The following is a 25,212-nucleotide window of genomic DNA, read 5'->3' on the forward strand; positions in this document are numbered from 1 at the left end:
CGCGGCGGGCGCGTCAGAAGGACCGGTAGTCGCGGGCGGGCATCCGAGGCCCGCGGGCGGGCGGCCGGACGCCGCTGAGCTCGATCAGCCGGATCACCCGGTGCCGGTGGCCCCGGAACGGTTCGAGCAGCTCCAGCATGCCGTCGTCATCGGCCTTCCGGCCGGTCAGGGCCCAGCCGACGATGGCCGGGAGGTGATAGTCGCCGACGCTCGGCGCGTCCGGATCGCCGTGGGCCCGCTGGCGCACCTCGGCCGAGGTCCAGACACCCACACCCGGCAGCGCCCGCAGCAGCCGGTCCGCCTCGGCCGACCCGCCGGCACCACGCGACCCGGGCGACCCGGGCGGCCCCCCGGAAACACCGGATGCTGTGAAAACAGCCGGCCCGTCGGACCCGTCGGGCCCATCGGACAGCGGCGACCCGGCGGACAGCGACGACCCGGCGGACGGAGCCGGTCCGGCGGTGCGTTCGAGCTTGTCCGCGTGATGCGCGGCGTTGACGATGGTCCGTGCCCGCACGGCCTCCGCACCGGCCCGATGCCAGTCCCATGACGGGATCCGGCGCCAGATCTCGGGCGGCGGCGTCACCATCATGCCGTCCGGGGCGGGGCCCGGCGCGGGCTCCCCATACCGGAGCAGCAGCCACCGCCACGCCCGCCAGGCCTCCCGGCCGACGACCTTCTGCTCAAGCACCGCGGGCACCAGCGCCTCGAACACGCGTGACGACCGGCCGATCCGCAGCCCCGGGCTGCGCGCGGCGAGGTCACCGACGAACGCGGCCGTGCGCGCCGCCTGCGTGCCGGATCGGGCGGCCCGCGTCACCGACCTGAGCGTGTCGGCGAAGTCGCCGAGATCGTCGTCCTCGCCGAGCAGGTGCGGCAAGGTCTCGAGCATCCACCGCGCGCCGGGCCCCCACGCCTGTCCGGTGATCTGCCCGCCCGCCCCGGTCACCCGTAACGACGCCGGGCCGTCGGGGGTGCGGGAGGTGCGCCAGACGGCCCCGTCGGGCGTCCTGCGCCAGGCGGGATCGCCGCCGCCGCGCCGGTGGGGGGCCAGCGTCAGCGCGACGTCGAGCGGCGCGGACGGCCGCCACGTGCGTTCATGGGTGGGCGGACACGCGGCCGTGACCCCGCCTGCGGGCATCCGGGTCGCCTCCCCTCACCGGCTCTCCCACCAAGTGTGCCGCGCCATGGTGCTCCGGTGCGTAACCGCCACAATCTAACGCGCGCCTCGGATGGCGCTCACGCCGCCGTTCCCGAATGCCTTCCGGTATGCGGAAGGAGAGGTGTGCATCGAGCGGCTGAAATGGTGGCGGAAGGTCACCGGGCTCTCGAAACCGACGGCGGCTCCGACCTCCTCGACCGACGCCGTGGACGACTCCAGCAGTGGCAGGCTGGCGGCGATCCGTTGCGCGATCACCCAGCGCAGCGGGCTTGTGCCGGTCCTACGGTGAAAATGCCGGGCGAAACCGCGCTGTGACATCCCGGCGACACGGGCCAGCGCCGCCACCGTGATCGGATGGGAGAGATTGGCCAACGCCCAGTCCATCGCCCTGGCCACGGCGTCGTCGTCCTCGACGGGGGTGACGGCGGCCTCGATGAACTGCGCCTGGCCGCCCTCCCGGTGCGGCGGCACGACCAGCCTCCTGGCCACCGCGTTGGCCACACCCGGGCCATGGTCACGGCGGATGAGGTGGATCAGCAGGTCGAGGCCGGCCGCGCTGCCCGCGCTCGTCAGAACGTCCCCGCCGTCCACGTACAGCACGCCGGGATCGACCTTGACCTGAGGAAAACGCTCCTGGAGCAGCTCGGCGTACCTCCAGTGCGTGGTGGCCGGTCGGCCGTCCAGGAGCCCGGCCGCCGCGAGGGCGAACGCGCCCGAGCAGATCGAGACGATGCGGGCGCCGCGCCCGCGCGCCTGTCGCAACGCGGCGATGAGCGCGGGCGAGATCTCGGCGCGCACGTCCGGCACTCCAGGGACGATGACCGTGCGCGCCTCGGCGAACGCGTCCAGACCGTGTGTCGCCTGGATGGTGAAGCCGCCGACCGCCCGCAGCGAGCCGTCGTGCTCGGCGCACACCATGAGGTCGTACCAGGGGAGGTCCAGCTCCGGCCGGGCCAGGCCGAAGACCTCGACGACGCAACCCAGCTCGAAGGGGCTCATGCCGTCGAAGGCCAGGACCGAGACGGTACGGCGACTGTCATAGCGCTGGAGCATGGCCGGATATTAGCGATATCGGGCATTCATGCCACTCGTGCGGGGGAAGGCGGGGCGGCACCATCAGGGAAAACGAGTTGGAGGTAGTCCAGAGATGTCCGCTGTTCTTGGCACCCCGCCCGCCGATCCGGTCGAAGCCATCGCTCACTTCTCGGCTCATCTGGCGTTCGAGACGGATGTGTCCGATGTCCATACCGATCTCGCCGCGGGCGATCCGCGCATCGTCGTGGTCGACTCGCGCGGCGTCGAGAGCTGGCGTCAGGGCCACATCAAGGGCGCGCTTCACCTGCCCACGGCGGAGATCGCCGCACGGGCGCCACAGATCATCTCCCGCGACGTGACCGTGGTGACGTACTGCTGGGGGCCCGGGTGCAACGGCGCGACGCGAGCGGCGCTGGAGTTCGCCAGGCTCGGCTATCGCGTCAAGCAGATGATCGGCGGCTTCGAGTACTGGGCGCGCGAGGGCTTCCCCGTCGTGACGGCCTCCGGTGTCGAGAGACGACCCGCCGACCCGCTGACGGCTCCCGTTCACGCCGTCGCGTGCGACTGCTGACGCGAAGACGTATCCCCGCCGTCCCCCACCGGCGTCCGGTCGCGGCCTCCTGACGCTCAGACGTCGCTGGAGAAACGGACGGAGCACTCCGGCAGGGACACCCCTGGCCAGATCCGCACGCCGGAGGTGAGCTCGTTGCCCGGGCCGATGTGGGCGCCGTCGCCGACGACGACCCCGCGCAACACCGCCCCGGCGGCCACTTTGGCGCCGACCCCGACAACGGAGTCCACCACCGTGGCCCCGGAGGCGATCACCGACTCGTCGGACAGAACGCTGCCCCGGACGCTCGCCCCGGCCTCGACGACGGCGCGCGCGCCCACGACCGTGCCACCGGTGACCTTCGCCTCGGGCGACACGACGGCGCCGTCGAGGAGCAGGCGCTCGCCGGTGCCCCCCGGCAGGGCCGGCGAGCTCAGCTTGCCCAGCACCAGGTCGGCGGAGCCCTGCACGAACGCGGCCGGAGTGCCGACGTCGAGCCAGTAGGAGGCGTCGGCGTAGCCGAGGACCAGCGCGCCCGCCTCGATCAGGGACGGGAACGTCTCCCGCTCGACCGAGACGACCTGTCCAGCCGGGATGGAGTCGATCACAGCGCGCCGGAACACGTAGCAGCCCGCGTTGATCCGGTTGGTCACGGGGTCGGCCATCTTCTCCAGGAACGCCGACACCCGGCCGTCCGGCTCGGTGGGCACGCACCCGAACCGCGAGGCGTCGTCCACCTCGGTCAGGTGCAGGGTGACCGCCGCGTCGCGGGACACGTGCAGGTCGAGCTGGGCCCCGATGTCGTGGCCGGAGAGGATGTCGCCGTTCAGCACGAGCACGGGGGCGTCCGGCGGGCAGCTGAGCGCCTCCCCGGCGTTGCGGATCGCGCCGCCGGTGCCGAGGGGCGTCTCCTCGGTCATGTAGATGATTTCCAGCCCGAAGGCCGAGCCGTCCCCGAACGCCTCGGCGAACATCGAGGCGCGGTAGGAGGTCGCGAACACCACACGACGCACGCCGTACGCGCGGGCTTTGGCCAGCTGGTGTGCGAGAAAGGGCACTCCCGCCGTCGGCAGCAGCGGTTTGGGGGTGTTGAGCGTCAGAGGCCGCAGCCGCGTGCCCTGTCCACCCACGAGGAGGATCGCCTCCAGGGCCGCCGTACGCTTAGAAGTCTCCCTCACAGCGCGAGGGTAGCCTAGCCCTCCGCCGCGCGCTGGTATGACACGAGATGCGCCTCCGCCGACCGCCGCCAGTCGAACTCCTGTGACCGGGCGGCGCCGGCCTCCGACAGCGCCGCACGCCGGTCCGGCGACTCCAGCAGCCCGCGCAACGCGCAGGCCACGCTCTCGGCGTCCGGCTCGGTGTAGGCCACCGCGTCGCCGCCGACCTCGGGCAGGGAGCCGCAGTGCGTGGTCAGAACGGGCGCGCCGCAGGCCATCGCCTCCAGCACGGGCAGCCCGAAGCCCTCGCCCCGCGACGGGAACGCGACCACGAGCGCGCCGCCGAGGAAGCCCGGCAAGTCGGCGAACGGCAGGTAGCCGGGGCGCAGGACCCTGATCCTGGACGGCAGGGCGGCCACGGCGGCCTCCACCTCGTCGTCCCAGGCGGGTCCCCCGGCCAGCACGAGCACGGGCGGCGCCGGCAGCCGGTCGACCGCCGCGGCGAAGCCCCGCACCAGGTTCGGCACGTTCTTGCGCGGCTCAAGCGCGCCGAGATAGGCGACGTACGGCTGGCCGTGCAGGCCCAGGCGCTCGCCGACGCGCCGCGTCTCGCGTTCGTCGGGCCGCCGGAACAGGACATGGTCGACCCCGTGGTGGGCGACGTCGATCCGGGCGGGGTCGGCGCCGAGCACGCGGACCAGTTCGTCCCTGGTGGCCCGCGACGGCACGATCACCCGGTTCGCGTGCCGGGCCGCCGTCCGGGTGGCCGAGCGGAAGAACGAGGCCTTGGCCGGGTCGTGCAGGGGATCGGTGTAGGAGCTGACGTCGTGCACCGTGACAACGGTCGGCAGCCCGGAGCCGAGCGGCATCGAGTAAAACGGGGCGTGGATCACCCTGGCTCCGGCGTGCCGGGCGAGGACCGGCAGGCTGGTCTGCTCCCAGGCGAGCCGTTTGTTGCGGTTGGTGATGGCGGGCGGGCCCGACAGGATCGCGGCGGTGGGAGCCAGCTTGGCGTACCGCTCCGCGTCGGCTCGCTGGCAGACGACGGCCAGGTCGGCCCCGGCCTCGTGGAGGGCGGCGACCAGTCCATCGACGTATCTGATCAGGGCGCCGCGGTCGGTGGGCACCGCGGCTGCGTCGACGAGCACTCGGGGTGTCAAATGGATCGCTCCCCTCACGGCTCCCGCCAGCAGGGGTCTCCCGCTCGCGGGACCTCGATGTCCGACGGTGATCCGGCAAGGATCCGGCGAGGGAGGTTCGAGGGCACACACCTGTGCCTGACGTGTCCCCCCACACCCTCACTTTCACTGTATTCCGGAAGTCCCCGGAAAGGTGAGCGGTATCACATGACGGACGATCGTCCCTGAGGGGATTTGCGCGGCGATTGCCGAGAATGCGACCGCTCCCCCGCGGGTTGCGCGACTCCGCCGCCCTTGCGGCAGGGCCCCGGACTCCCGTTCAGGCCCGGCTCAGACCGGGGTCAGGGGCTCAGGACTGGTCCGCGGTCTCCTGAGGGGCCCGGACGGTACGGCGGGAGGCCAGCCCGGCCAGCCCGGCCCAGACGAGGTCGCCGACCGAGACGACCACCCGGGAGCACAGCGCGACGGCCACGGCCGAGGAGCGGTCGAGCACGGGGGCCAGCGCCGCCCACATGGCCACCTCCCGCACGCCGACGCCCGCCGGGGCGATCACCACCAGGAAGCCGAGGCACCAGGCCAGCGCGAAGGCGCCGAAGCTGAGGATCACCGCGCGGAGGCCGGTCGCGCCCAGGCCGTGGACGATGAGCGCGAGGTGCACGCCGTAGGCGGCCCAGCCGGCGAGGGCCCAGCCGACCGCGCTCAGCACGCCGCGCCGGCTCAGGGGTCGTTCGAGCGGCGGACGGCGCAGCTTGCGCAGCCCGAAGCCGATCACCCCGTTGACCACGGCCGGGTGCAGGGCGACGGCGAGCACGGGGATGAGCGCGAGGAGCCAGGCGTAACCGGCCACCGACTCACCGGCGAGGACGGGCAGCGTGGCGGCGGCGACGAGCAGGCCGCTGGCCAGGTAGATCGGGTACGTCAGGAAGAAGGCGGCGGCGCTGCGCGGCCGGGGAATGCCGTGGTCGCGGCCCATCTCCATCTGGGCGAGCACCGGCCACAGCGACCCTGGGATGTACTTGCCCAGCTGACCCACGAAGAAGATCTTGGCGGCTGCGTCGAGAGGCAGCGGTGAGCCGAGATCGGCCAGCAGCGCTCGCCACATGAGCATCCCGGCCGACAGCGCGACGAGCACGGCGACCAGCGAGCCCGCCAGCTCGGGCCACGAGAGCCGGGCGAGGCCCGCCGACACGTTCGCCCACTGCCCGGCCAGCGCCCACGCCCCGAAGCCGAGGGCGACGACCAGGAACAGCAGCCGTACGGCCTTGCCCCGGGTCACCCCGCCCTCCCCGCCGAGGCGCTCACGGGGTGGGGACCGGCTCTGGCGGCTGCGGCAGCGCCGCGCCGAGCGGGCGTCGGGGCGTCTTGGTGGCGACCCACAGGTAGGTGGGCACCACGGGCAGCAGGGCCCGCAGGGCGGGGCGCGGGCTCCGCTCCAGGGCGCCCTTGGCGGCCCGGCCCACGGCCCCGGGGAACAGCTCGCCGCCGGCGAACCGCTCGGGCGAGGCCAGCACCGGGAAGGTGTAATCCCAGACGTGGAAGTCCGCGAGCATGCGCCGCAGACCCCGGCGGGTGCGGAAGCGCTCGTAGTAGTTGTCGGCCCGGCCGAACGCCCGGACGTACCGGTCGGCGGCGGCCGGCGGCAGGTAGGACAGGAACGGCAGCTTGTAGTGGGGCTCCATCACGCCAAGCCGGTTGCCGAGGCCCAGGTAGAGCACGCCGTCGTCGGACAGCACCCGGTGCATGTCGGCGATCACGCTGTCGGGGTCGACCACGTGCTCGTAGATGTGGTTGAAGACGAGCACGTCGATCGAGCCGTCGGGGAACGGCAGCGCGCCGCCGTCGGCGCACACGAACGCCACCCGCCCGCCGAACCGGTCGGCCGCCCGGCGCAGGCCGGGGACGTCGATGTCGAGACCGAGGGGGCGGCTCGCGCCGGCCGCGGCGAGCTCGTCGGCGATGAATCCGGCGGAGCAGCCGACGTCGCCGACCGTCAGGCCGGACAGCGTCGTGCCCGGCTCGGCCGCGTCTCTGCCGAGGAAGTGGGCGAGCACCGCGATGATCTTCGCGGCCTTGCGCCGGCGCTTGTCCTCGTCGAGCATCGCCGACTGGAACTCGGAGTATTCGAGCTGGGCCGCACGCTCCCCGCTCACCGTCCGATCACCGCCGTTTCCGCGTGTGGGCGTTGGATGGGCGTTTCACGATGCCCAACAGTACCTTCGCCCGCGCCGCCCCCGTCCCCCGATCGGCCGGTCCCAGGCCGGTGAACGGTCAGCGGGGCGGGCGGGCGACCGGTCAGGCGGCGAGGAGCGTCTTCAGGTAGGCGGCCCAGTGGGGCTCGGGGTCGACGGGCCGCACTCCGGCCCGCAGCCGCCCCGGCGTGCCCGGCTCGTAGAAACGCCCGAGCGCCTCGGCCAGCGCGTCCACCGACCCCGGTGCCACCAGCAGGCCGTCCACGCCGTCGTCGACGTTGTCGGGCAGCGCGCCGACGCGGGTGGCGATCACGGGCACCCCGTGCTCGTGGCCGAGCCAGACGTTCTGGCTGGCCGTGGCCGAGCGGTACGGCAGCACGAGGGCGTCCACCTGGGCGAACAGGCCGGGCACCTCGTCGGCCGCCACGTAGCCGGGCCGCAGCTCGACCCGGTCGGACAGGCCGAGCTCCGCGATGAGAGCCCGGGTCTGCTCCACCCCGCCCCAGAACTCCCCGGCGACGGTCAGCGCCACCCCCGGCACCCGGGCGAGGGCGCGCAGCAGCAGGTCGAGGCCCTTGTAGGGGCGCACGATGCCGAAGAACAGCAGCCTGCCGTACGGCTCGGCCGCGCCGGTCGCGGCGGCGATCCCGGCGGGGAGGTGCGGCGCGAGGGCGGCCACCCGCACCGGCCCGCTCGTCAGCCCCCGCGCGAGCGCGGCCTGCTCCTCCGAGTGGACAAGCACGGCGTCGGCCCGCGTCAGCAGGGCCTTCATCAGCGGCCTGTCGTAGGGCTTGCGCTCGTGCGGCAGGACGTTGTGGCAGAGCACGACGACGGGCGTCCGGCGGCGCAGGCCCGCCAGGATCCCGAGGTAGGCGGGCACCTGCACCGGGCTCAGCACGGCGAGGATGACGAGGTCGGCGGCGCGCAGCCGCCCGCCGCAGCGGATCCACCCGTCAGGCCGCCGCCAGTCCAGGTCGCGGCGGGTGTCCGGGTACGGCTCGCCCTCAGGGCTGTCGACGGTCTGCTGCCCGGGATAGAGGAACGACGGATACTGCGCCCGCCACGACTCGATGACCACGTCGTGTCCCTCGGCCCGCAGCCGGTGGGCGAGCTCGGTGGTGTGCTGGGCACCACCGCCCTTGTACGGATACGTCGGGCCGACGATCGCGATCCTCACGCATCTCCCCTGGATCGCACGATCAGGTCGGCCAGCAGGGCCACCGCCCCGATCAGCAGCCCGGACAGGAAGATCACGATGGTGTTGCTGGTGAGGTAGAAGCCGTACCTGATCACGTCGTAGACGCCCTTGACGAGACCGATGCCGACCAGCCAGAGCGCGGGCGGCATGAGCACCTTGAGCGGGTTGAAGTACATGACCATCCGCAGCACCTGCAGGATGTAGCGGTAGGCGTCGGAGACGAAGTTGAACTTCGACTTCCCGGCCCGCTTGGCGTACTCGATCGGCAGGTAGTGGACGTCGTGCTGGTTCGACATGAACGCCAGCGTGATCGTGGTGACGCAGGAGAAGCCGGGGGGCAGCAGCCGCAGGTAGGGCCTGGCCACCGATTTGCGGAAGGCCCGCAGGCCCGAGTTGAGGTCGGGGATCTTCTGCCCGGCCAGCCGCTCCGCCACCTTGCGGATGAACCACTTCGCCGGCACCCGCAGGACCTTGTGCGAGCCCTCCTCGGTGGTGCGCGCGCCCACGACCTGGTCGACCGTCTGGTCCTTCTCCAGGATCTGGACCAGCTCGGGGATGCGCTCGTTGGGGTAGCTCATGTCGGCGTCGGTCCACACGACGATCTCGCCGCGGGCCTCCTGGCTGCCGATCCTGCGTACGGTGCCCGAGCCGCCGTTGCGGTGGAACGCCCTGATCCGCATGTGCGGGAAGCGCGGCGCCGCCTCCCGCAGCCGGTCGAGCGTCGCGTCGGTGGAGCAGTCGTCCACGGCCAGCAGCTCGTAGGTGTAGCCGCTCGCGTCCATGGCCGCGCAGATGCGCTCGACCTCATCGATGACGTGATCCTGCTCGTTGTAGCAGGGCAGGACGATCGTCACGTACGGGTTCTCTGCGGGAGTCACGGCGGGAGTCACGGCGGTTCCAGAGGTTTCGGGCGTGGTCACGTCCGGTCAGGCTACCCTGCCCGGGCGGGCCCCGACCGCACAACGGTTCCGCCCGAGCACTGCCCGGCTCCGCGTGACGGGAGTGATCGAGGCGCCCGCACTCACACGGGCATCACACGGGCAGGGTCATCCAGACGTCGACGCCCAGTGACCAGGTTCCGTTGGGCGGGTCGATCAGGGCGCGCTCGTCCTGGCGGGTGCGGAGCCGCATCACGCGGGTCGCCGGGCCGTACGCCGCGAGCTGGGACGGCTCTGCGGCGAGCAGCACGGGCTGTCGGCCGGTGCGGCGGACGGCGGCGATCAGTCGCCGCACGTCGGCCGGCTTCGGCACGCTGGTGCCGGGAGCGAAGACGACGCGGGCCGTCGGCACCCCGCACTGGCCTCGGACCACCTGGGTGAGCCGGTCGCCTGTCACCCGCTCCGCCATGAGCACGGAGGCGTGCGGCGGCAGCGCCCGGCACAGCCCGGCGACGGCGGCCGCCTCTCCCCGGTTGACCTGTGTGAACGCGGTGCCGATCGAGGTGATCGCGGGCGGCGCGACGAGCAGCAGGACGCCCGCCGTCACGGCCGCCCGCCGGCCGAACCGCCCGCCCGGCCGTGTTTCCGGTCGTGTTTCCGGCCGTGCTTCCGGCCCGGCTCCGGACCGCGCGCCGAGCCCGGCTCCCGGTTGGGCCCGCCGCCGCAGCCAGTCGTCCAGCAGGCGCAGACCCCAGGTCGCGAGCAAGATGAAGCCGGGAATGATGATCGGCACCAGCCGCCGCGACGCGTACGGGTGGTCGGGCGTGATGCCGGGACGCAGGAGGGTCGTCACCGTGGTCCAGCCGATGGCGGCGAGCGGAAGCACCCAGCCGAACTCCCCGCCCCTGACCATGCGGCGGACCAGCACGGCCGCCGCGACCGTGGCCAGGACGACCGCGGGCAGGCCCACGTACCAGACGACCCAGGTGAGGGAGTGCTCGTAGTAGAGCCGGGTCCCGTCCGGCGCCAGGCCGTCGGCCAGCTGGGTCTTCCTGATGAAGTCCGCGGTGAGCAGGTCGTCGGCGGTGACCGGCGTCCGGCGCACGGTCAGCACCCAGGGCCGGACGGCGAGGCCCGCCATCACCAGCACGACCAGCCCCGCCGCCAGGTCTGGCAGCCGGCGGGCGAGGCGCCCCCGCGCGGCGGAGCCGTGGAGCCGCGCGGTGAGCCACCCGGCCGACCGCGGCGCGAGCAGAGTCACCGCCGCGGTCAGCACGACCACGGCCGCGCAGATGGCCAGGAGTGGCTTCAGCGAGCCGGACAGATAGCTCAGGTAGGGCCGGGCGAAGGCCAGGGCTGCGGCGAACCCCCAGGCCGCCCCGACGAGCAGCCCGGCGAGCAGTGGCAGGCCCAGCCGCCCCTCGGGGAAGGCCGGCCCGCCCGGCCTGGAGGCCCGGCTCATCGCGACGAGGAACCCGGCGAAGGCCAACACGGGCAGCACGTCGCGGAGCCCGTCGATGCGGACCAGCAGCGCGAGCCCGAAGGCCAGCCCGGCGAGGGCCGCCGTGGTCCGCGCGCGCCCGGCGGCGGGGCCGGCCCCGGAACCCATCCGCAGCCGCAGCCGGGCGTCCAGCAGCAGGTTCATCCCGCCGAACAGCAGGATCAGCGACGGGATCTCGCTGAACGTGGTGCGCGAGGTGTAGACGATCGGCAGGCTGACCGCGAACGCGACGGCGGCCACGACGGCCCACCGGGGGCCCGCGAGGCGGGCCGCCGTACCGGCGACGACGAGCACGGCGAGCGCTCCCAGCACGGGCGGCACGAGGAGCAGCCCGGACACGCCGCCCAGCCACTCCCCCACGGCGTGGATCATGGGCGGCCCGGCCATGAACTGCGGCACGATCCCGCCGGGAACCGGGTAGAAGCCCATGCTGTCGAACCGCAGGGCGGGATCGGGACCGCCGAAGCCGCCCGTCGGGATCGGCAGCGAGCCGTGCCCGGCGAGCCAGACGGCGTACTGCGCGTAGGTCGAGGGATCGCGCCTGATCATCAGCTGCTCGCCGTGGAACAGGCCGTTGAACACCCCGGACGCGACGGAGACGGCGAGAACGGCGGCCGTCTGGAGCGCGGTGGCCCCCGGCACGCAGCCGTCCGGCCCCGGCGGGCGGCGCAGGCTGTAGTGGCAGAGGATGACGGCGAGAAGGCCGCCCGCGAGGGCCGCGGGCAGCGGCCGGAACCAGCCGACCAGCAGCAGCGGGAGGCCCGCGAGCAGCCACCCGCTCAGGGCGAGCGTGGGCACGACGGACAGGCCGGCGAGCACCCGGCCCGCCGACGGCAGGGGCGTCCACCGGTACGAGCGGTCGAGTCTGTCAGTCGGAATGAGCAGAGCGTAGCCGCCCCGCCCCGCGATCCCGGTCCTGCGGGCGTGAACGCCCCCGCGCGTCGCGGCTGCCGCGCCTCGCGCGCGTCGTCGGTCCCCGCGCGGAGCCGGTAGCGTACGCCGGGAGCAGGCCGGACGGCAGGGGGGCTGAGTGAGGGGCTCGCGGGGAACCGGGACGTGGCCGGCCGCGAGCACGGCCGCGCGCGTGGTCGCGAACACGGCCGCGCGGCTGCGCGGGCGGGCGGCCGGTCTGGTGGCCGGTCTGGTGGCCGGTCGGATCACGCGGCACCTGCTGTTCCTCATGTTCTTCGTGGTGGGGACGCTGCTGCGGCTCGCGGCCGTGCTCGGGTATCGACCGGCGCTGTGGTTTCCCGACTCGTACACGTACGTCGTGACGGCCATGCGGCTGCGGCCCGACCTGGTGCGGCCGGCCGGTTATTCGATCTTCCTGCGGGCGCTTGAGCCGTTCCACTCCTTCGGGCTCGTCACGGTGGTCCAGCACCTTCTCGGGCTGCTGGTCGGCGTCCTGGTGTACACGACCGCACGCCGGTGCGGGGCCCCGGCGTGGGCGGCCGCGCCGGCCGCGGCCCCCGTCCTCCTGGACGCGTACCAGATCGAGCTGGAGCACCTGCTCGTCTCCGACACGCTGTTCGCGCTCCTCGTGACCGGCGCGGTCTGCCTGGCGCTGCGGCGGCCCTCCTCGGCGCTCGCCGCGACCGGCTGCGGGCTTCTGCTCGCCGCCGCCATCGTGACCAGGACCGTCGGCCTGCCGCTGATCGTCGTCTTCGCGTTCTTCGTGCTCTGGAACGGCTACCGCGAGGCGAGGCCGGGCCGGGCCGGATGGGGTGCGCCGAGGCGTCTCGCCGTGCTCACGCTGGCCGCCGTCGTGCCGGTCGCGGGCTACATGGGCTGGTTCTCCGCCGCGAACCACCGGTTCGGCCTGGTCGCGTCGAACGGCGTCTTCCTCTACGCGCGGACCATGTCCTTCGCTGACTGCGGCGTCATGAAGCCGCCGCCCGATCTGGCGATCCTGTGCGATCCCCGCCCGCCGTCCGACCGGCCGGCGCCACAGGAGTACATCTGGGCCTCGGACTCGGCGCTGGTGCGGCTGCCGGGGATCACCTTCACCCGGGAGACCGACGACCTCGCGGGCCGGTTCGCCTCGCTCGCCATCCGCAGCCAGCCGCTCGACTACATCACCTCGACGATCAGCGAGCTGGCGCGATCGTTCGTCGTGGACCGGCCCGTCTACCCCGACCCCGACACGTACGGCTACTACGAGTTCCCGGCGAAGGTCCCGCCGCCGCCGGGACGGCACCCGGCGGTCGTGGGCACGCGGTTCGCCGAACAGTACGAGCAGGGGTCGCTGACGGTCCGCATCGACGAGCCGTACGCCGGGCTGATGCGGGCCTACCAGCGGGTGGAGTACCTGCCGGGCGCCGTCCTGCTGGGCGTCCTGCTGATCCCCCCGGTGGCCGGGGCCGTACGGCTCCTGCGGCGCGGGCGGCCGTCCGGCGGCCGGGACGGCTCGCGGGGCCCGGAAGCTTCGGCTACCCGGCGAGCCGCCGGAGGCCCGGGGAGCCCGGGACGCTGGGGCCTGCCGTGGTGCACGGCCTGGGCGCTGCTGGTGATCCCGCCCGCGACGGCCCAGTTCGACTACCGGTACGTGCTTCCGGTGGCGCCCCTCGCCTGCCTCGCCGCCGCCCTGGCCGTACGGGGTGACCGGGGCGTCGGGGGCGAAGCGCCCTCACTGACCTGGTCCGGCCGGAGAAATATCGGTAAAGCAAAATTAAGAGTCATACCCTGAAATGTCCGTGTTTTAGTATGCTCTCCCGCTGGATCCGCCGGGACCGGTAACCCGCTGGTAGCGGCCCTGATCCCATCGATAGCGGCGCTTAACACGCTGGCGTGACCTAATCTCGTGAGCGCGTCAGCGAACGCAGGCAAGGAGGACAGGTGCGCGAGCGAGGCAGTGACCCGTCCCGCTGGTCACCCGGACGCCAGACGGTCCTTCACGCGAGGAACGGCCGATGAGCGGGCGGCGGCGCGCCGGAGGCTCCGGCCGGGACGAAGAGCCTCCGGCGGACCAGAGGGTGTGGGGCCCCGCCGACTCCGGCCAGGACGCGTACGGCCCCGACGCCGGAGGCCGCCGCCGAGGCGGGGGCAGGGGCGGCGCCGTCCCCCCCGAGCAGGACGCCCGCGGCCGGCGGCCACGTCGCGACGACCCCTTCCAGCCGACCGGCCGGGACGCCGGGGGCTACGACCCCGCGAGCTACCCGACCCCCGCGTACGGCACGGGCTATGACGGCACGGGCTACGACGGAGCAGGCCAGGGCGGGGCCGGTTATGACCGTGCCGGCTACGAGAGCGCCGGTTACGGCGGCGGGCACGGCGCCAGGGGCCCGCAGAACGCGGGCCACCAGAGCGCGGGTTACCCACCCGCCGGTTACCAGGACGGCGGCTACCAGGACGCCGGATATCGCGACGCGGGCTACGACGACGGGCGCGAGGGGCGGCGTGGCGGGCGCCGCGACGGCCGGTCCCCCGAGGGACGCGCGGACGGACGCGCCCATCCCCAGGCCGACGACGACCTGCTCGACGAGGACCCGCCGAAACGCCGACGGCGCAGGCGGGGCGACGACGCGGACGACACGGGCCACGCCTCCCACACGGACGCGCATGGTGACGGACACGGTGACGGAGACGGCGGGTCGCGCCGGCGGCGCGGCGGCGCGGGCGGCGGGGGCAAGAAGGGCCTCGGCGTCGTGGGCTGGATCGCCGTCGTGATGACCAGCGTCCTGGTCATCGGCACGCTGACGGCCTACAAGCTCTACCGCGACGCCTTCGGCCTGCTCAACCGCACCGCCGGCACGGACAACCTGGACACCAACCGGCCGGAGAACGCGACGGGCGCCATCAACGTGCTGCTCGTCGGCTCCGACAGCCGGGCCGGCGACAACAAGAAGTACGGCCAGCACCTCGTCAACGACGGCGAGCGCACCGACACGATCATGATGCTGCACGTGTCGCCCAACCGGGACACCGCGACGCTGCTCAGCTTCCCGCGCGACTCGATGGTGATGATCCCCACCTGCAACAACGCGCACGGCGTCGCGGTCCCGGCCCATATGGGGATGATCAACTCCGCCTTCTCCGACGGTGGGATGATCTGCACCCGGCGGACCATCGAGAGCCTCACCAAGATTCCCGTCGACCACTTCGTGAAGGTCGACTTCACCGGCTTCAAGAACATCGTGAACGCCCTGGGCGGCATCCAGATCTGCCTGCCTCAGGCGGTGAACGACCACGCGTCGAAGCTGACCCTCTCGGCCGGCAAGCACCTGGTCAAGGGCGAGCAGGCGCTCGCCTACGTCCGGCTGCGGCACGGCCTGGGCGACGGCAGCGACATCTCGCGGATCAAGCGCCAGCAGGTCTTCATCTCGCAGGTGGTCAAGAAGGCCACCAGCAGCGCCCTGCTCACCGACATCCCCAAGCTGACCGGCTTCATCCAGGCCGCCGCCAAGTCGGTGACGATGGACAACGACCTCGACGCCGAGACGCTCATCAACATCGCGCGGAGCGCCTCCAAGCTGAGCGCCAAGGGGTTCAAGGCCACCACGGTGCCCTGGGAGGCGTACCCGCCCAACCCGAACCGCGTCCAGTGGAAGCAGCCTGACGCGGACAACCTGTTCAACGCCGTCAGGAGCGACACCCAGGTCACGCCGACGACCCCGACCCCCTCGGCCGCCGCCTCACCGGGCGCCAAGCCCAGCGCGCCCACGGTGACCAAGCCGCAGCAGGTCAAGGTGCAGGTCTTCAACGGCACCAACACCGCCCTCCGGGCCAAGGAGGTCGCCGAAGCGCTCAGCGCGCAGGGCTTCAAGGTGGTCGGCGTGGGCGACGCGCGCAAGCCGGACGGCACCGACCAGCCCAAGACCATGGTCCGCTACACCGGCCCGGGCTGGGACTCCGCGAAGATCCTCACCGGCAAGCTGCTGAACACGGTCACCCCGGAGACCGGCAAGGCCGCAACCGGCCCGGTGCAGCCCTTCACCCCCAGCTCGCCACCGCCGGACGCGCCGAAGGGCCGGGTGCCCGGCCCGATCATCCAGCTCGTCATCGGGGCCGACTGGCAGGGCGTGCGGACACCCCTCGACCTCGGCGACAACGCGGTCACCTCGGAGACGAACCCCTGCTCCGGCTGACGGACGGCCGGGACTCCACCAGGGGGTCCCGGCCTTTCCTTGACCATGATTCCTTGACCATGATCGCAACAGGTGTCACATCGGTTACGTTCGATCGCTGTGGCGACATCCGTTCCATCCGGACGTTAGGGTATTGATCAGGCGGACGCGCCCTGTTCGCCCGTTCGGCTGATGTGCCGGGGCGCCTTCGCTAGGGTCCGTAGAGGACCCGGCAGCGGATCGCGACGAGTCGCGGGACGCGGCCGTCCCCGAGCCTCCGACAGATAGCTGAGCGTTCCCCCGTGAGTGACCCCCGACACCACCCTCCGGCTTCTCATCCCCCGCACGGCGACACCTCCGACGCCGAAGAGGCGCCCACGGGTGTGATCGGCCGGATCACGGGCGAGTGGCCGCCACCGGAGATCGACCAGGGGCGCCACGCGGACAACGGCGACCTGGGTGCGCCGGCGCGGCCGTACGGCGGCGCGGGCCTCCTCGACGGGCGGCACGGCACCCACGAGCGGCCCGCCCAGCCGGGTGGGGACGACATCCTCGACAGCGGTCCGAGCGGCGGCCTCGGTAGCAGCCTCGGCAGCGCCCGGAACGGCGTACCGAACGGAACGGCCGGGCCCGCGGGCCCGGCCGCCGACTCCGGCCTCCTCTCCGGCGCCGCTTCCCCGGCCCCGGAAAGGCCCCTGGACCGGCCGCTGGACCGGCCGCTGGACCGGCCGCTGGACCGGCCGCTGGACAGTCCCGTGGACAAGCCGCCTCTGCCGGTGCGCCGCCCGCGCAGGCCGGGCTCCGCCGGGGGGCTGGGCAAGCCCCCGGAGAACGCGCCGGCCCCGGAGGGCTTCGACTACTTCTCCTCCCGTGCGCAGGCCGACGCGCCCCAGGCGGAGTCCCGCGACACGACAGACCAGGGAACGGCGGCCCAGGGAATCGCGGCCCAGGGAGCGACGGCCGGCAGAACGACGACGGGTGAGCCGCAGCCGGTCTCGGAGACGCCCGCCGCGGAGGGCAGGCCGCGGGCCGGGGCCGGCCCGCGGGAGCCGCGCATCCTGGAGTGGCCGGGCACGCCCGACGGCGCACCGGTGCCGGGGTGGGACGCGTGGCACCGCGGCAACGGCGCCGCGGACAGCCCTCGTGGCCTGACCGAGACCGGTCCGCTGGGCCGTCCGCTCGGCGCCGCCGGTGGGCCGCCGCCCGTGCCCGCCTGGGCCGAGGCGCCCAACCACTTGCTGGACGGTACCGATCCCTTCGGGCCACCCTCCTCGCGACAGGGCCGCACCGGCCCGGCCGAGCCGTGGGAGGAGCCGGAGCCCGAGCCCGAGCCCCCCGCCAGGCGGCGGCGCGATCCCTACCTCGACAACGCGAAGTTTCTGCTGATCGCCCTGGTGCCGATCGGCCACTCACTGGTCCCGACGCTCGCGACCGACTCGGCGCGCTCGGCGTACCTGTTCATCTACGTCTTCCACATGCCGCTGTTCGTGGTCATCAGCGGCTACCTGTCCAGGAACTTCTGGAACTCCAACGCGAAGACCAACAAGCTCGTCGACACGTTCCTCGTGCCGTACGTCATCGTCGAGGTGGGGTATGCCGCGCTCCGCACCGCCTTCGGCCACAAGTTCAGCATCACGATCACCGATCCGGCGTGGCTGAACTGGTACCTGATCGCCCTGCTCTTCTGGCGGCTGTCCACGCCTGTCTGGAGGCGCATGCGCTTCCCCTTCGTGATCTCGGTGGCCGTCTATCTCTTCGCGGGCTTCTCCGACCTCAGCGGCGACTTCAGCATGGACCGGTTCTTCGGCCTGATGCCGTTCTTCGTCCTCGGGCTCGTGATCAAGCCGGGGCTGTTCGACTTCCTCAAGCGGCGCTGGGTGATGGCCCTGTCGGTCCTGGTGCTGCTGGGGGCCGCGGCGACGGCCGTCTACCTGGTGAAGAACCACTCGCTCAGCCTCGACGCGATCTACTACAAGGACAGCTACAAGCAGCTCCACCTCGTCTGGTGGAAGGGCATGGCGCTGCGCGTCGCCCTGCTGGTGGCCGCCCTGGCGATGTCCGCGGCGGTGATGTCGCTGGTCCCGAAGGGCGACACGTGGTTCTCCGACCTCGGCACCCGCACGCTGTACTGCTACCTGCTCCACGGCGTCCCGGTGATGATCGCCAAGGAGATGGGCTGGCTGAGCGTCCCCTGGCTGAACGGCCCGCTCGGCGTCGCGGCCATCGCGAGCGCGTGCTTCGCGCTGGCGATCGTGCTGTGCATGCCGATCACCCGCACGCTCTTCAAGTGGCTGCTCGAACCCCGGCTCACCTGGCTCTACCGGCGGCCGAGCCGGCCCGCCGGCCAGACCGAGCCCGCGAAGGAGAGCGAACCCGCCAGGCAGGGCGAGCCCGTGAAGCAGGGGGCGTAGCCGAGCGCCTGATGTTCAGCGGCTATTCGATGGCCATTCACCCGACGCATCCAGTCATTTCGGACCCAGCGGTCAGCCTCCCTCTATGAGGGTATGTGTCGGCACGATCGTTCATCACCCGGAGGACGCGCGCATCACCCATCGCCAGATCCGGGCGCTGCTCGACGCGGGGCACGAAGTGACGTTCGTCGCACCGTTCACCCACTGCAACGTCACACCGCAGCCGGGCATCCGGGCGATCGACGTGCCGCGGGCCGTCGGCCTGCGCAGGGGTAAGGCGATCAAGGCGGCGCACGCCGCCCTCCGCAGGGGCGTGAAGGACGCCGACCTGCTGCTCGTGCACGACATCGAGCTGCTGCTCGCCCTGCCGCGCCGCAGGCCGCCCACGGTCTGGGACGTCCACGAGGACACCGCCGGCGCCCTGGAGGCCAAGCCGTACCTGCCGGACTCGCTGCGCGGCGCGCTGCCGCCGCTGATCCGCGCCGTGGAGGGCCGGGCGGAGCGCAGGCTCCACCTGATCCTCGCGGAGGAGTCCTACCGCGAGCGCTTCACCGGCGATCACCCCGTGGTGCTCAACCACACCTACGTCCCGGAGACGCCACCCCCGCCGCCCGGCGCGAACCGCGTCGTCTACGTCGGTCACATCTCGGCGGCCCGCGGCGCGGTGGAGATGGTGGAGCTGGCCCGGCTGCTGCGCCCGCACGGCATCCGCCTCGACCTGATCGGCCCCGCCGACCGCGACGTCCGTCCGCTGCTGCGCGACGCCCAGCGGGAGGGCGTGCTCGACTGGTTCGGGTACGTGCCGAACCGGCACGCACTGCGCATGGCGGAGGGCGCGCTCGCGGGCCTGTCGCTGCTGCACGACGTGCCGAACTATCGGGAGTCGACGCCCACCAAGATCATCGAGTACATGGCCAGGGGGATCCCGGTCGTCACCACGCCGCTGCGGAAGGCGGTGTCACTGGTGGAGCGGGCCGGCTGCGGGATGGTCGTCCCCTTCGGGGAGACCGCCGAGGTCGTCGCGGCCACGGCCGAGGCCGTGCTGCGCCTGCGCGACGACGGGGACGGGCGCGCCGCGATGGGCGCCCGCGGGTACGCCGAGGCGCTCGGCAACTACCACTGGCCGTCCGCCGCCCCGGACTTCGTCGCCCTGCTCGAAGGGTGGGCCCGCGCCCCGGAGGAGGTCGCCGTCCGCCGCGCCGGCGCCGTCACGGTCTAGCCGGGGGACCGCCCCCGCCGAGCGCCGCCGAACCGGATGGGGCGATCCGCCATCTAAGGAACCATGACGGCAGACGCCCTGCGCCCAGGGGACCCGGCGAGACTGGGCCGCTACCGGTTGGCGAGCAGGCTCGGCTCGGGCGGCCAGGGCGTCGTCTACGAGGGTTACGACGAGGCGGCCAACCGCGTGGCGGTCAAGGTCCTGCACGCCTACCTTTCCGGCGACTCTCCCCTGCGCCGCCGCTTCACCCGGGAGGTCGCCGCGGCGCGGCAGGTGGCGTCGTTCTGCACCGCCCGCATCCTGGATCACGATCTCGACGGCGAACGTCCCTACATCGTCACCGAGTTCGTCCCCGGTCCGAGCCTGCGCGCGGCGGTGCGGGAGGAGGCCCCCTTCTCGGGCGACCCGCTGCACCGGCTGGCGTTGGGCATGGCCACCGCGCTGGCCGCCATCCACCAGGCGAACGTGGTGCACCGTGATCTGAAGCCGGAGAACGTGCTGCTGGGCCCCGACGGGCCACGAGTGATCGACTTCGGCATCGCCAGGGCCGCCGGCCTGTCGCTGACCTCGATGGGAGAACTGGCCGGCACCCCGATGTACATGGCGCCCGAGCTGTTCTCGGGAGGACGCGCCGAGCCCGCGGCAGACGTGTTCGCCTGGGGCGCGGTCGTCCTGTTCGCCGCGACGGGACGCGACGCGTTCACCGCCCCGACGACGTTCGCCGTCATCAACCGCCTGCTCAACCACGACCCCGACCTCGATGTCCTGCCGGTAGGGCTGCGTGAGCTGGTCCGCGCCGGGCTGTCGAAGGACCCGGCCGCGCGTCCGGCCGCGCGGCATCTGCTGCTGGCGCTGCTCGGCGGCGGCGGGCGGGCGACGCTGGCCGAGGGCGCCCAGGCCGCCGCCGACGTGCGGCCGCCCGGCGGGCCGGCCGGCGAGCCGACGCTCGGCGCGGCGGCCGAGCAGTGCTACGCCGGGCTGCCGCCGTCCGAGCGCGAGGTGGCGCGCGATCTGCTGCTGCGGCTGGTGGACGTCCGCGACGGCGACGAGGCGCCTCGCACCGCCGCCCTGGAGGAGCTGATCGAGGTCCGGCACGCCGAGCAGGTGCTCGCCGCACTCGAGCAGGCCATGGTGATACGCCGTCAGGGCGACACGGTCGCCATCCGCAACGCCGCCCTGCTGTACGCCTGGCCCAGGCTGCGGGAATGGGTGACCGGCGACCGCGACGCGCTCGGCCGTCACCGTGAGCTGGGCGAGGCCGCCCGGCGGTGGGCGCGGAACGGCCGCCGCCCGGAGGACCTTCTCCGCGGCACCGCCCTGCGTCAGGCGCTGGCATGGGCCGCCGCCACGCACCTGACCCTGAACACCACGGAGCGGACGTTCGTCGAGGCGAGCAGGAGCGGGTCGGTGCGGCAGATCAGGCGGCGCCGCCTGGTCACCACGGGCCTTGGGGTCCTGCTCATCGCCTCGCTCACCGCCGGCGCCCTCGCCTGGCAGCAGTCGGCCAGGAGCGACGAGACCGGCAGGCGCCTGGCCGATGAGCGGGCGAGAGCCACGGCGCGGCGGGTGGCGCTGCAGGCGGACGCGCTGCGCGGGACCGACCCGGTGAAGGCGATGCTGCTCAGCGTGGCCGCCTACCGCGTCGCGCCGGTCCCCGAGGCCGGATCCGCGGTGCTGAGCTCGCTGACCCAGCAGGAGCGGTCGGTCTTCACGGATCCCGCCCCGGCCAACGAGGGACGGGCGCTGAGCCCCGATGGGCGGACGCTGGTCAGTGCCGGCGCCGGCCGGGTGACCGCCTACGACGTGATGACCGGGCGGCGGATCACGACCTTCGGCGGGATCGGCGAAGCGCCCGTCACCGCAGCGCTGGGGCCTGACGGTGACACGCTGGCGCTCGCCCGGGGCAAGACGATGGAGCTGTGGAGCCTCCGGACCGGCAGGCGGCTGGGCGGGGGCCGGTGGGGGCCTGAGGAGATGAAGGGCGACGACGGCCGCCCGGACAGCGTGGAGTTCAGCCCCGGCGGGGGCTACATAGTCGTCCGGGACAACATCGGCGGGCCGTACTTCGCCCTGTGGAACGTGGCGCGGCGGGCGCTGGAGAAGCAGGACGTGACCCTGGGCGGAGCGCTGCTCGGACCGGGCGACCGCTTCGGCGTCGTCGACGGAGCGCTGCGGACGTTCCCCGATGAGGGAAGACCGGCGGGCAGGCGGCTTCCGCGCGACCTGCCGGGGCCGGTCCTCGCCTTCAGCCCCGACGGCGCGCTGGCCGCCGTGCAGGGGACCACGACGAGGCTGTGGAACCTGTCCACCGGCAGGTGGGACCGGCGGGCCCTCCCCGGGCTGTCCACCGATGCCGTCTTCAGCGCCGACGGCCGCTTCCTGATCACTTTCGACGGCTCCGCGGACGGGCGCCTCACGTTGTGGCGGCTGGAGGACGCGGCCCCGATCCTCCGGCTCACCGTCGCCTCCGGGATCGTCGGATCTCCGCGGCTCGACTCCGGAAATCGCACGCTGAGCGTCCTGGACGACGCCGGACGGGTGACCGCCTACGACGTCGGCCGGCTGACCGGTCTCCGGCGCGTCCTGCCCGCCGATGCCCGGCAGACGCGGTTCACCGCCTCGGGAGACGCGGTGTTCGCCCTGACGGGCAACTCCGTGCGGAGCTGGTCGGTGCCCGGCTTCACGCGGACCGGGCGGTTCGACGTGGCCCGGAACGGGCTGATCATGCGGGTCGGCCCCGACGGGCGCACCGTGGTCACCCTCTCCCCTGACGACCTCGCGGGCCCCACGATCTGGGACGCGGCGTCCGGGCGCGAGCTGGGCGAGGTGCCCTTGACCGAGGAGCACGACAGGGCGGACATGCGGATCAGCCCCGACGGCCGCCTGCTCGCCATCAGTCACGCCCTGCCCAACGACTATTACGGCCAGGGCAGCGTCGTCATCGTCGACCTGGCGCGGCGCAGGCAGGTGATGCGGTTCGGCGGCGTCGCGGGAGGCGCGCTGTCCTTCAGCTCCGACAGCAGGTTCCTCGTGACCGCCGACCAGGGAGGGACCGACGTCATCGACCTCGTCGCCCGCGAGGTGCTCCCCCATGCGCAGGGTCCCGGCACGCTCGCACGGAGGTGGATGACGCTCGCGCCGAAGGGCCCGCTGGGCGTCTCACCGTACGGGAACAGAGCGGTCGCCCTGTGGGACACCCGCACCTGGCGCACGACCGGTCAGGTGTTCAGCGTGCCGGGAGACGTGCTGGGCGCCACCTTCTCCCCCGACGGGCGCGTCCTGGCCGTCGCCCACGACACCAGAGTGACGCTGTTCGACACGGTCACGGGCCGCCGGCTCGGCGCCGCCTGGACCGTGACCACCGGCACGTCCGCTCCGCGTGGGACGGACGACCCAGCGCCCGCGCTCGCCTTCACGGCCGACGGCTCACTCCTCCGCGTGGTGGGGCACGACGGCGCGTTCCAGGAGCTGCCGGCCGACCCCGCGAAGGCCGTCTCCGCCGTGTGCGAGCGGGCGGGGCGCCCGCTCACCCGGGACGAGTGGCGCGAGCACGTGGGACCGGACCTGAGCTACCAGAAGGTCTGCCCCGCTTGATTCTTCGGGGTTCCGCTCACGATCTTCTTGAGTGCCGGCAGTGAGGACGTCACCTTTGAGACTCCTTTGAGGTTGCTGTTGCTGCAACAGCAACCTCAAAGGAGTCTCAAACGCCACCATCGCAACGCGCCCGGTTCCTCGGCCGTGTCGCCGGCGGGAGGCGGCGGTGGCGCAACCTTGCCGCCGGTACGGCTGTCGCCCCGGCCCCCGGCTTGCTGTACTGGAGACATGGCAAGCCATCACATCCACGGACGCCGGATCGACATGCCGGTGGAGGTCCGCGACGCGTCGATGTGCGGGGCCCTCTATCTGGTCCGGGCCGACGCGGCCCGGGCGGTCCTCGCGTACTCGGGGATGGACGTCGTCGAGGTGCTGCCCGGCAAGGCGGTCTGCGTGCTGGTGTTCGTCCGCTACCACGACTCCGACCTCGACGCGTACGACGAGTTCGGCGTGGTCTTCCTCGTCCGGCGGCACGGCACCGGCCCGGCGCCGCGCCGGGGGCCGCTGGCCGCGCTGCGCGACCTGCGGGCCGCCGGCGGCGGCGCGTTCATCCACTGGCTTCCGGTGAACCAGGGATTCACGATGGAGGCCGGGCGGAGCATCTGGGGATTTCCGAAGGAGCTGGCCGACCTCGATCTGCGCCTGGGATCGGCGTACAAGCGGTGCATCCTGCGCAGGGACGGGCGGCTGGTCGTCGATCTGCTGATCCGGCCGGGCATGCCGCTGGGCTGGCCGCCGTTCTCCGGCGGCCCCACCCCCGACGCGTACGCCCACCGGGACGGGGTCACCCGGCGGATCCCGTGGCGGGCCCGCCCGCGGGCCGTGCGCTGGCGGCCGGGCGGGGCGCTGATCCGGCTGGGCAACCATCCGATCGCGAAGGAGCTGAGCGAGCTCGGGCTGCCCAAGCGCGCCCTGCTGACCGTGTCGGCGGGGCGGCTGTCGATGTCCTTCGCGGAGCCCGAGAGCGCGTGAGGGGGCCCGCCGCGGCCCGGGGGCCGGAGGGTCGCCGGATGAGCGTGCGGGTGAGGGTGCCGCTCGTGCCGGCTTCCGGTCCGATCCGTCCAGCGGAGGTCAGACGATCGGCGGGCGCCCGAGGCGGAGCATGCGCCAGGCGGTCCGCCAGGCCATCGGGCGGCGCTCGCCGGCCGGCTCGCGCAGTCCTTCGAGGAAACCCTGGAACCACGCCTTGACCGCGGGGGCCGAACGCTCCCTGGCGAGCGTGAGCACGACCCAGTTGAGCAGGTAGAGCGCGGCCAGCGGCCAGGGCAGGTTGCGTCTGGCCAGCCACACCCGGTTGCGGGCGTTGAGCCGGTAGAAGCTGGTGTGCCGGGTCGGCAGCACCAGCGGGTGGTACATGACCGTCTCGGCGTCGTACTCGATACGGTAGCCCTCGCCGAGCAGCCGCCAGGCCAGGTCGGTCTCCTCATGGGCGTAGAAGAACCGCTCGGGCAGCCCGCCGACCTGGAGGAACGCCGACTTCCTGATGGCGCAGGCGCCGCCGAGGAAGGTGGTCACGGGCGAGGAGCGCTCGGGGTCTCCGGCGCGCAGCCGCGGCACGTGCCGCCGCTGGACCGAACCGCCCTCGGGATCCATCACCCGGAACGAGATGACGGCCAGGTCGGGCTCGTGGGCGAACCGCTCCCGCACGTGGGCCGCGACCTTGGAGTTGGCGTACCAGCCGTCGTCGTCCAGGAAGAGGACGACGTCGCCGGAGCACTCCTGCACGCCCCGGTTGCGGCCCTCCGGGATGCCGGTGTTGTGCGACAGCCGGACGGTCTTGATCGCGGCCGTGCTGCCCGGGGGCGGCTGGGACGTGATCCTCGGGACGTCGGCGCCGTTGCCGACGATCACCACCTCGATGTCGCCGTCGGTCTGCGTCAACGCGGACTCGACGGCCCGATCGAGCTCGGCGATCCTGTTGCCCATCGTGAGGATCACGCATGAAATCTTCACCGCGTCATCGCCCTTGACCTGGGGCGTACTCCACACGATTTCATGATCACCGAGTCTGTGCGGCCGGGCAATCCGGGCTCTGCCTGGTTTACTGCGCAACAAGGGTATCGGAACTGCCAAGGAACCCCCACCAAATGGCATATGTACGAGCTTCCCTCATAGT

At 73.0% G+C, this 25,212-nt stretch carries 17 protein-coding genes; 7 read left to right on the plus strand and 10 right to left on the minus strand.

Annotated elements, in window-relative coordinates; translation table 11 throughout:
• Positions 1-13 precede the first annotated feature (13 nt).
• Together JOL79_RS34155 and JOL79_RS19775 are read right to left on the minus strand one after the other, a co-directional pair.
• Positions 14-1,141: a DNA-3-methyladenine glycosylase family protein gene (locus JOL79_RS34155; RefSeq protein WP_230985081.1), complete on the minus strand. Its 1,128-nt coding sequence runs from the start codon at positions 1,139-1,141 to the stop codon at positions 14-16.
• A 75-nt stretch (positions 1,142-1,216) separates the two neighbouring features.
• Positions 1,217-2,215, minus strand: a complete 999-nt coding sequence (locus tag JOL79_RS19775) for a helix-turn-helix domain-containing protein (protein ID WP_210157321.1) — start codon at positions 2,213-2,215, stop codon at positions 1,217-1,219.
• A 94-nt stretch (positions 2,216-2,309) separates the two neighbouring features.
• Here JOL79_RS19775 and JOL79_RS19780 point away from each other — a divergent pair, with 94 nt between their 5' ends.
• Positions 2,310-2,768 (plus strand): rhodanese-like domain-containing protein, encoded by a 459-nt coding sequence (locus JOL79_RS19780; protein ID WP_210157322.1) that lies wholly within the window; start codon positions 2,310-2,312, stop codon positions 2,766-2,768.
• A 56-nt stretch (positions 2,769-2,824) separates the two neighbouring features.
• On the opposite strand, the gene manB is transcribed toward JOL79_RS19780, so the two are convergent.
• The 7 genes from manB to JOL79_RS19815 all read right to left on the minus strand — a co-directional run bounded on the left by manB (position 2,825) and on the right by JOL79_RS19815 (position 11,628).
• A complete protein-coding gene (gene manB / locus JOL79_RS19785) occupies positions 2,825-3,925 on the minus strand; it encodes a mannose-1-phosphate guanylyltransferase (protein ID WP_307848628.1) in 1,101 nt (366 codons plus the stop codon).
• 14 nt (positions 3,926-3,939) lie between these two features.
• Complete coding sequence (locus tag JOL79_RS19790) at positions 3,940-5,064, minus strand: glycosyltransferase family 4 protein (RefSeq protein WP_230985082.1); 1,125 nt, start codon at positions 5,062-5,064, stop codon at positions 3,940-3,942.
• A 328-nt stretch (positions 5,065-5,392) separates the two neighbouring features.
• Positions 5,393-6,319: a lysylphosphatidylglycerol synthase transmembrane domain-containing protein gene (locus JOL79_RS19795; RefSeq protein ID WP_210157323.1), complete on the minus strand. Its 927-nt coding sequence runs from the start codon at positions 6,317-6,319 to the stop codon at positions 5,393-5,395.
• Between the two features lie 22 nt (positions 6,320-6,341).
• A complete protein-coding gene (locus tag JOL79_RS19800; protein ID WP_307848629.1) occupies positions 6,342-7,193 on the minus strand; it encodes a class I SAM-dependent methyltransferase in 852 nt (283 codons plus the stop codon).
• A 142-nt stretch (positions 7,194-7,335) separates the two neighbouring features.
• On the minus strand, positions 7,336-8,409 hold the full coding sequence (locus tag JOL79_RS19805) for a glycosyltransferase family 4 protein (RefSeq protein WP_210157324.1): 1,074 nt from the start codon (positions 8,407-8,409) through the stop codon (positions 7,336-7,338).
• Positions 8,406-9,350 (minus strand): glycosyltransferase family 2 protein, encoded by a 945-nt coding sequence (locus JOL79_RS19810; protein ID WP_210157325.1) that lies wholly within the window; start codon positions 9,348-9,350, stop codon positions 8,406-8,408. Before JOL79_RS19810 ends, JOL79_RS19805 begins: the two co-directional genes overlap by 4 nt.
• 112 nt (positions 9,351-9,462) lie before the next feature.
• Entirely contained in the window at positions 9,463-11,628 is a 2,166-nt protein-coding gene (locus JOL79_RS19815; protein ID WP_210157326.1) for a hypothetical protein, read from the minus strand.
• A gap of 265 nt (positions 11,629-11,893) precedes the next feature.
• Here JOL79_RS19815 and JOL79_RS19820 point away from each other — a divergent pair, with 265 nt between their 5' ends.
• The 6 genes from JOL79_RS19820 (at position 11,894) to JOL79_RS19845 (ending at position 24,068) form a co-directional block, all read left to right on the plus strand.
• Complete coding sequence (locus tag JOL79_RS19820; protein WP_210157327.1) at positions 11,894-13,495, plus strand: hypothetical protein; 1,602 nt, start codon at positions 11,894-11,896, stop codon at positions 13,493-13,495.
• 223 nt (positions 13,496-13,718) lie between these two features.
• Positions 13,719-15,893 carry an LCP family protein gene (locus JOL79_RS19825; protein WP_210157328.1) on the plus strand — a complete coding sequence of 725 codons (2,175 nt, stop codon included), beginning with the start codon at positions 13,719-13,721 and terminating at the stop codon, positions 15,891-15,893.
• A 281-nt stretch (positions 15,894-16,174) separates the two neighbouring features.
• Entirely contained in the window at positions 16,175-18,283 is a 2,109-nt protein-coding gene (locus tag JOL79_RS35500) for an acyltransferase family protein (protein ID WP_210157329.1), read from the plus strand.
• Between the two features lie 85 nt (positions 18,284-18,368).
• The gene (locus JOL79_RS19835) at positions 18,369-19,502 is read left to right on the plus strand and encodes a glycosyltransferase (protein ID WP_210157330.1); all 1,134 of its coding nucleotides are present in this window, start codon (positions 18,369-18,371) and stop codon (positions 19,500-19,502) included.
• Between the two features lie 63 nt (positions 19,503-19,565).
• The gene (locus JOL79_RS19840) at positions 19,566-23,096 is read left to right on the plus strand and encodes a WD40 repeat domain-containing serine/threonine protein kinase (protein ID WP_210157331.1); all 3,531 of its coding nucleotides are present in this window, start codon (positions 19,566-19,568) and stop codon (positions 23,094-23,096) included.
• Between the two features lie 228 nt (positions 23,097-23,324).
• The gene (locus JOL79_RS19845; protein WP_210157332.1) at positions 23,325-24,068 is read left to right on the plus strand and encodes an acetoacetate decarboxylase family protein; all 744 of its coding nucleotides are present in this window, start codon (positions 23,325-23,327) and stop codon (positions 24,066-24,068) included.
• 99 nt (positions 24,069-24,167) lie between these two features.
• Here JOL79_RS19845 and JOL79_RS19850 read toward each other — a convergent pair whose 3' ends face one another.
• Positions 24,168-25,049, minus strand: coding sequence for a glycosyltransferase family 2 protein (locus JOL79_RS19850; protein ID WP_210157390.1), 882 nt, complete (start codon positions 25,047-25,049; stop codon positions 24,168-24,170).
• Between the last annotated feature and the right edge of the window lie 163 nt (positions 25,050-25,212).

The organism is Microbispora oryzae (genome assembly GCF_017896165.1).
In the GTDB taxonomy this organism is placed as follows: Bacteria; Actinomycetota; Actinomycetes; order Streptosporangiales; family Streptosporangiaceae; genus Microbispora; species Microbispora oryzae.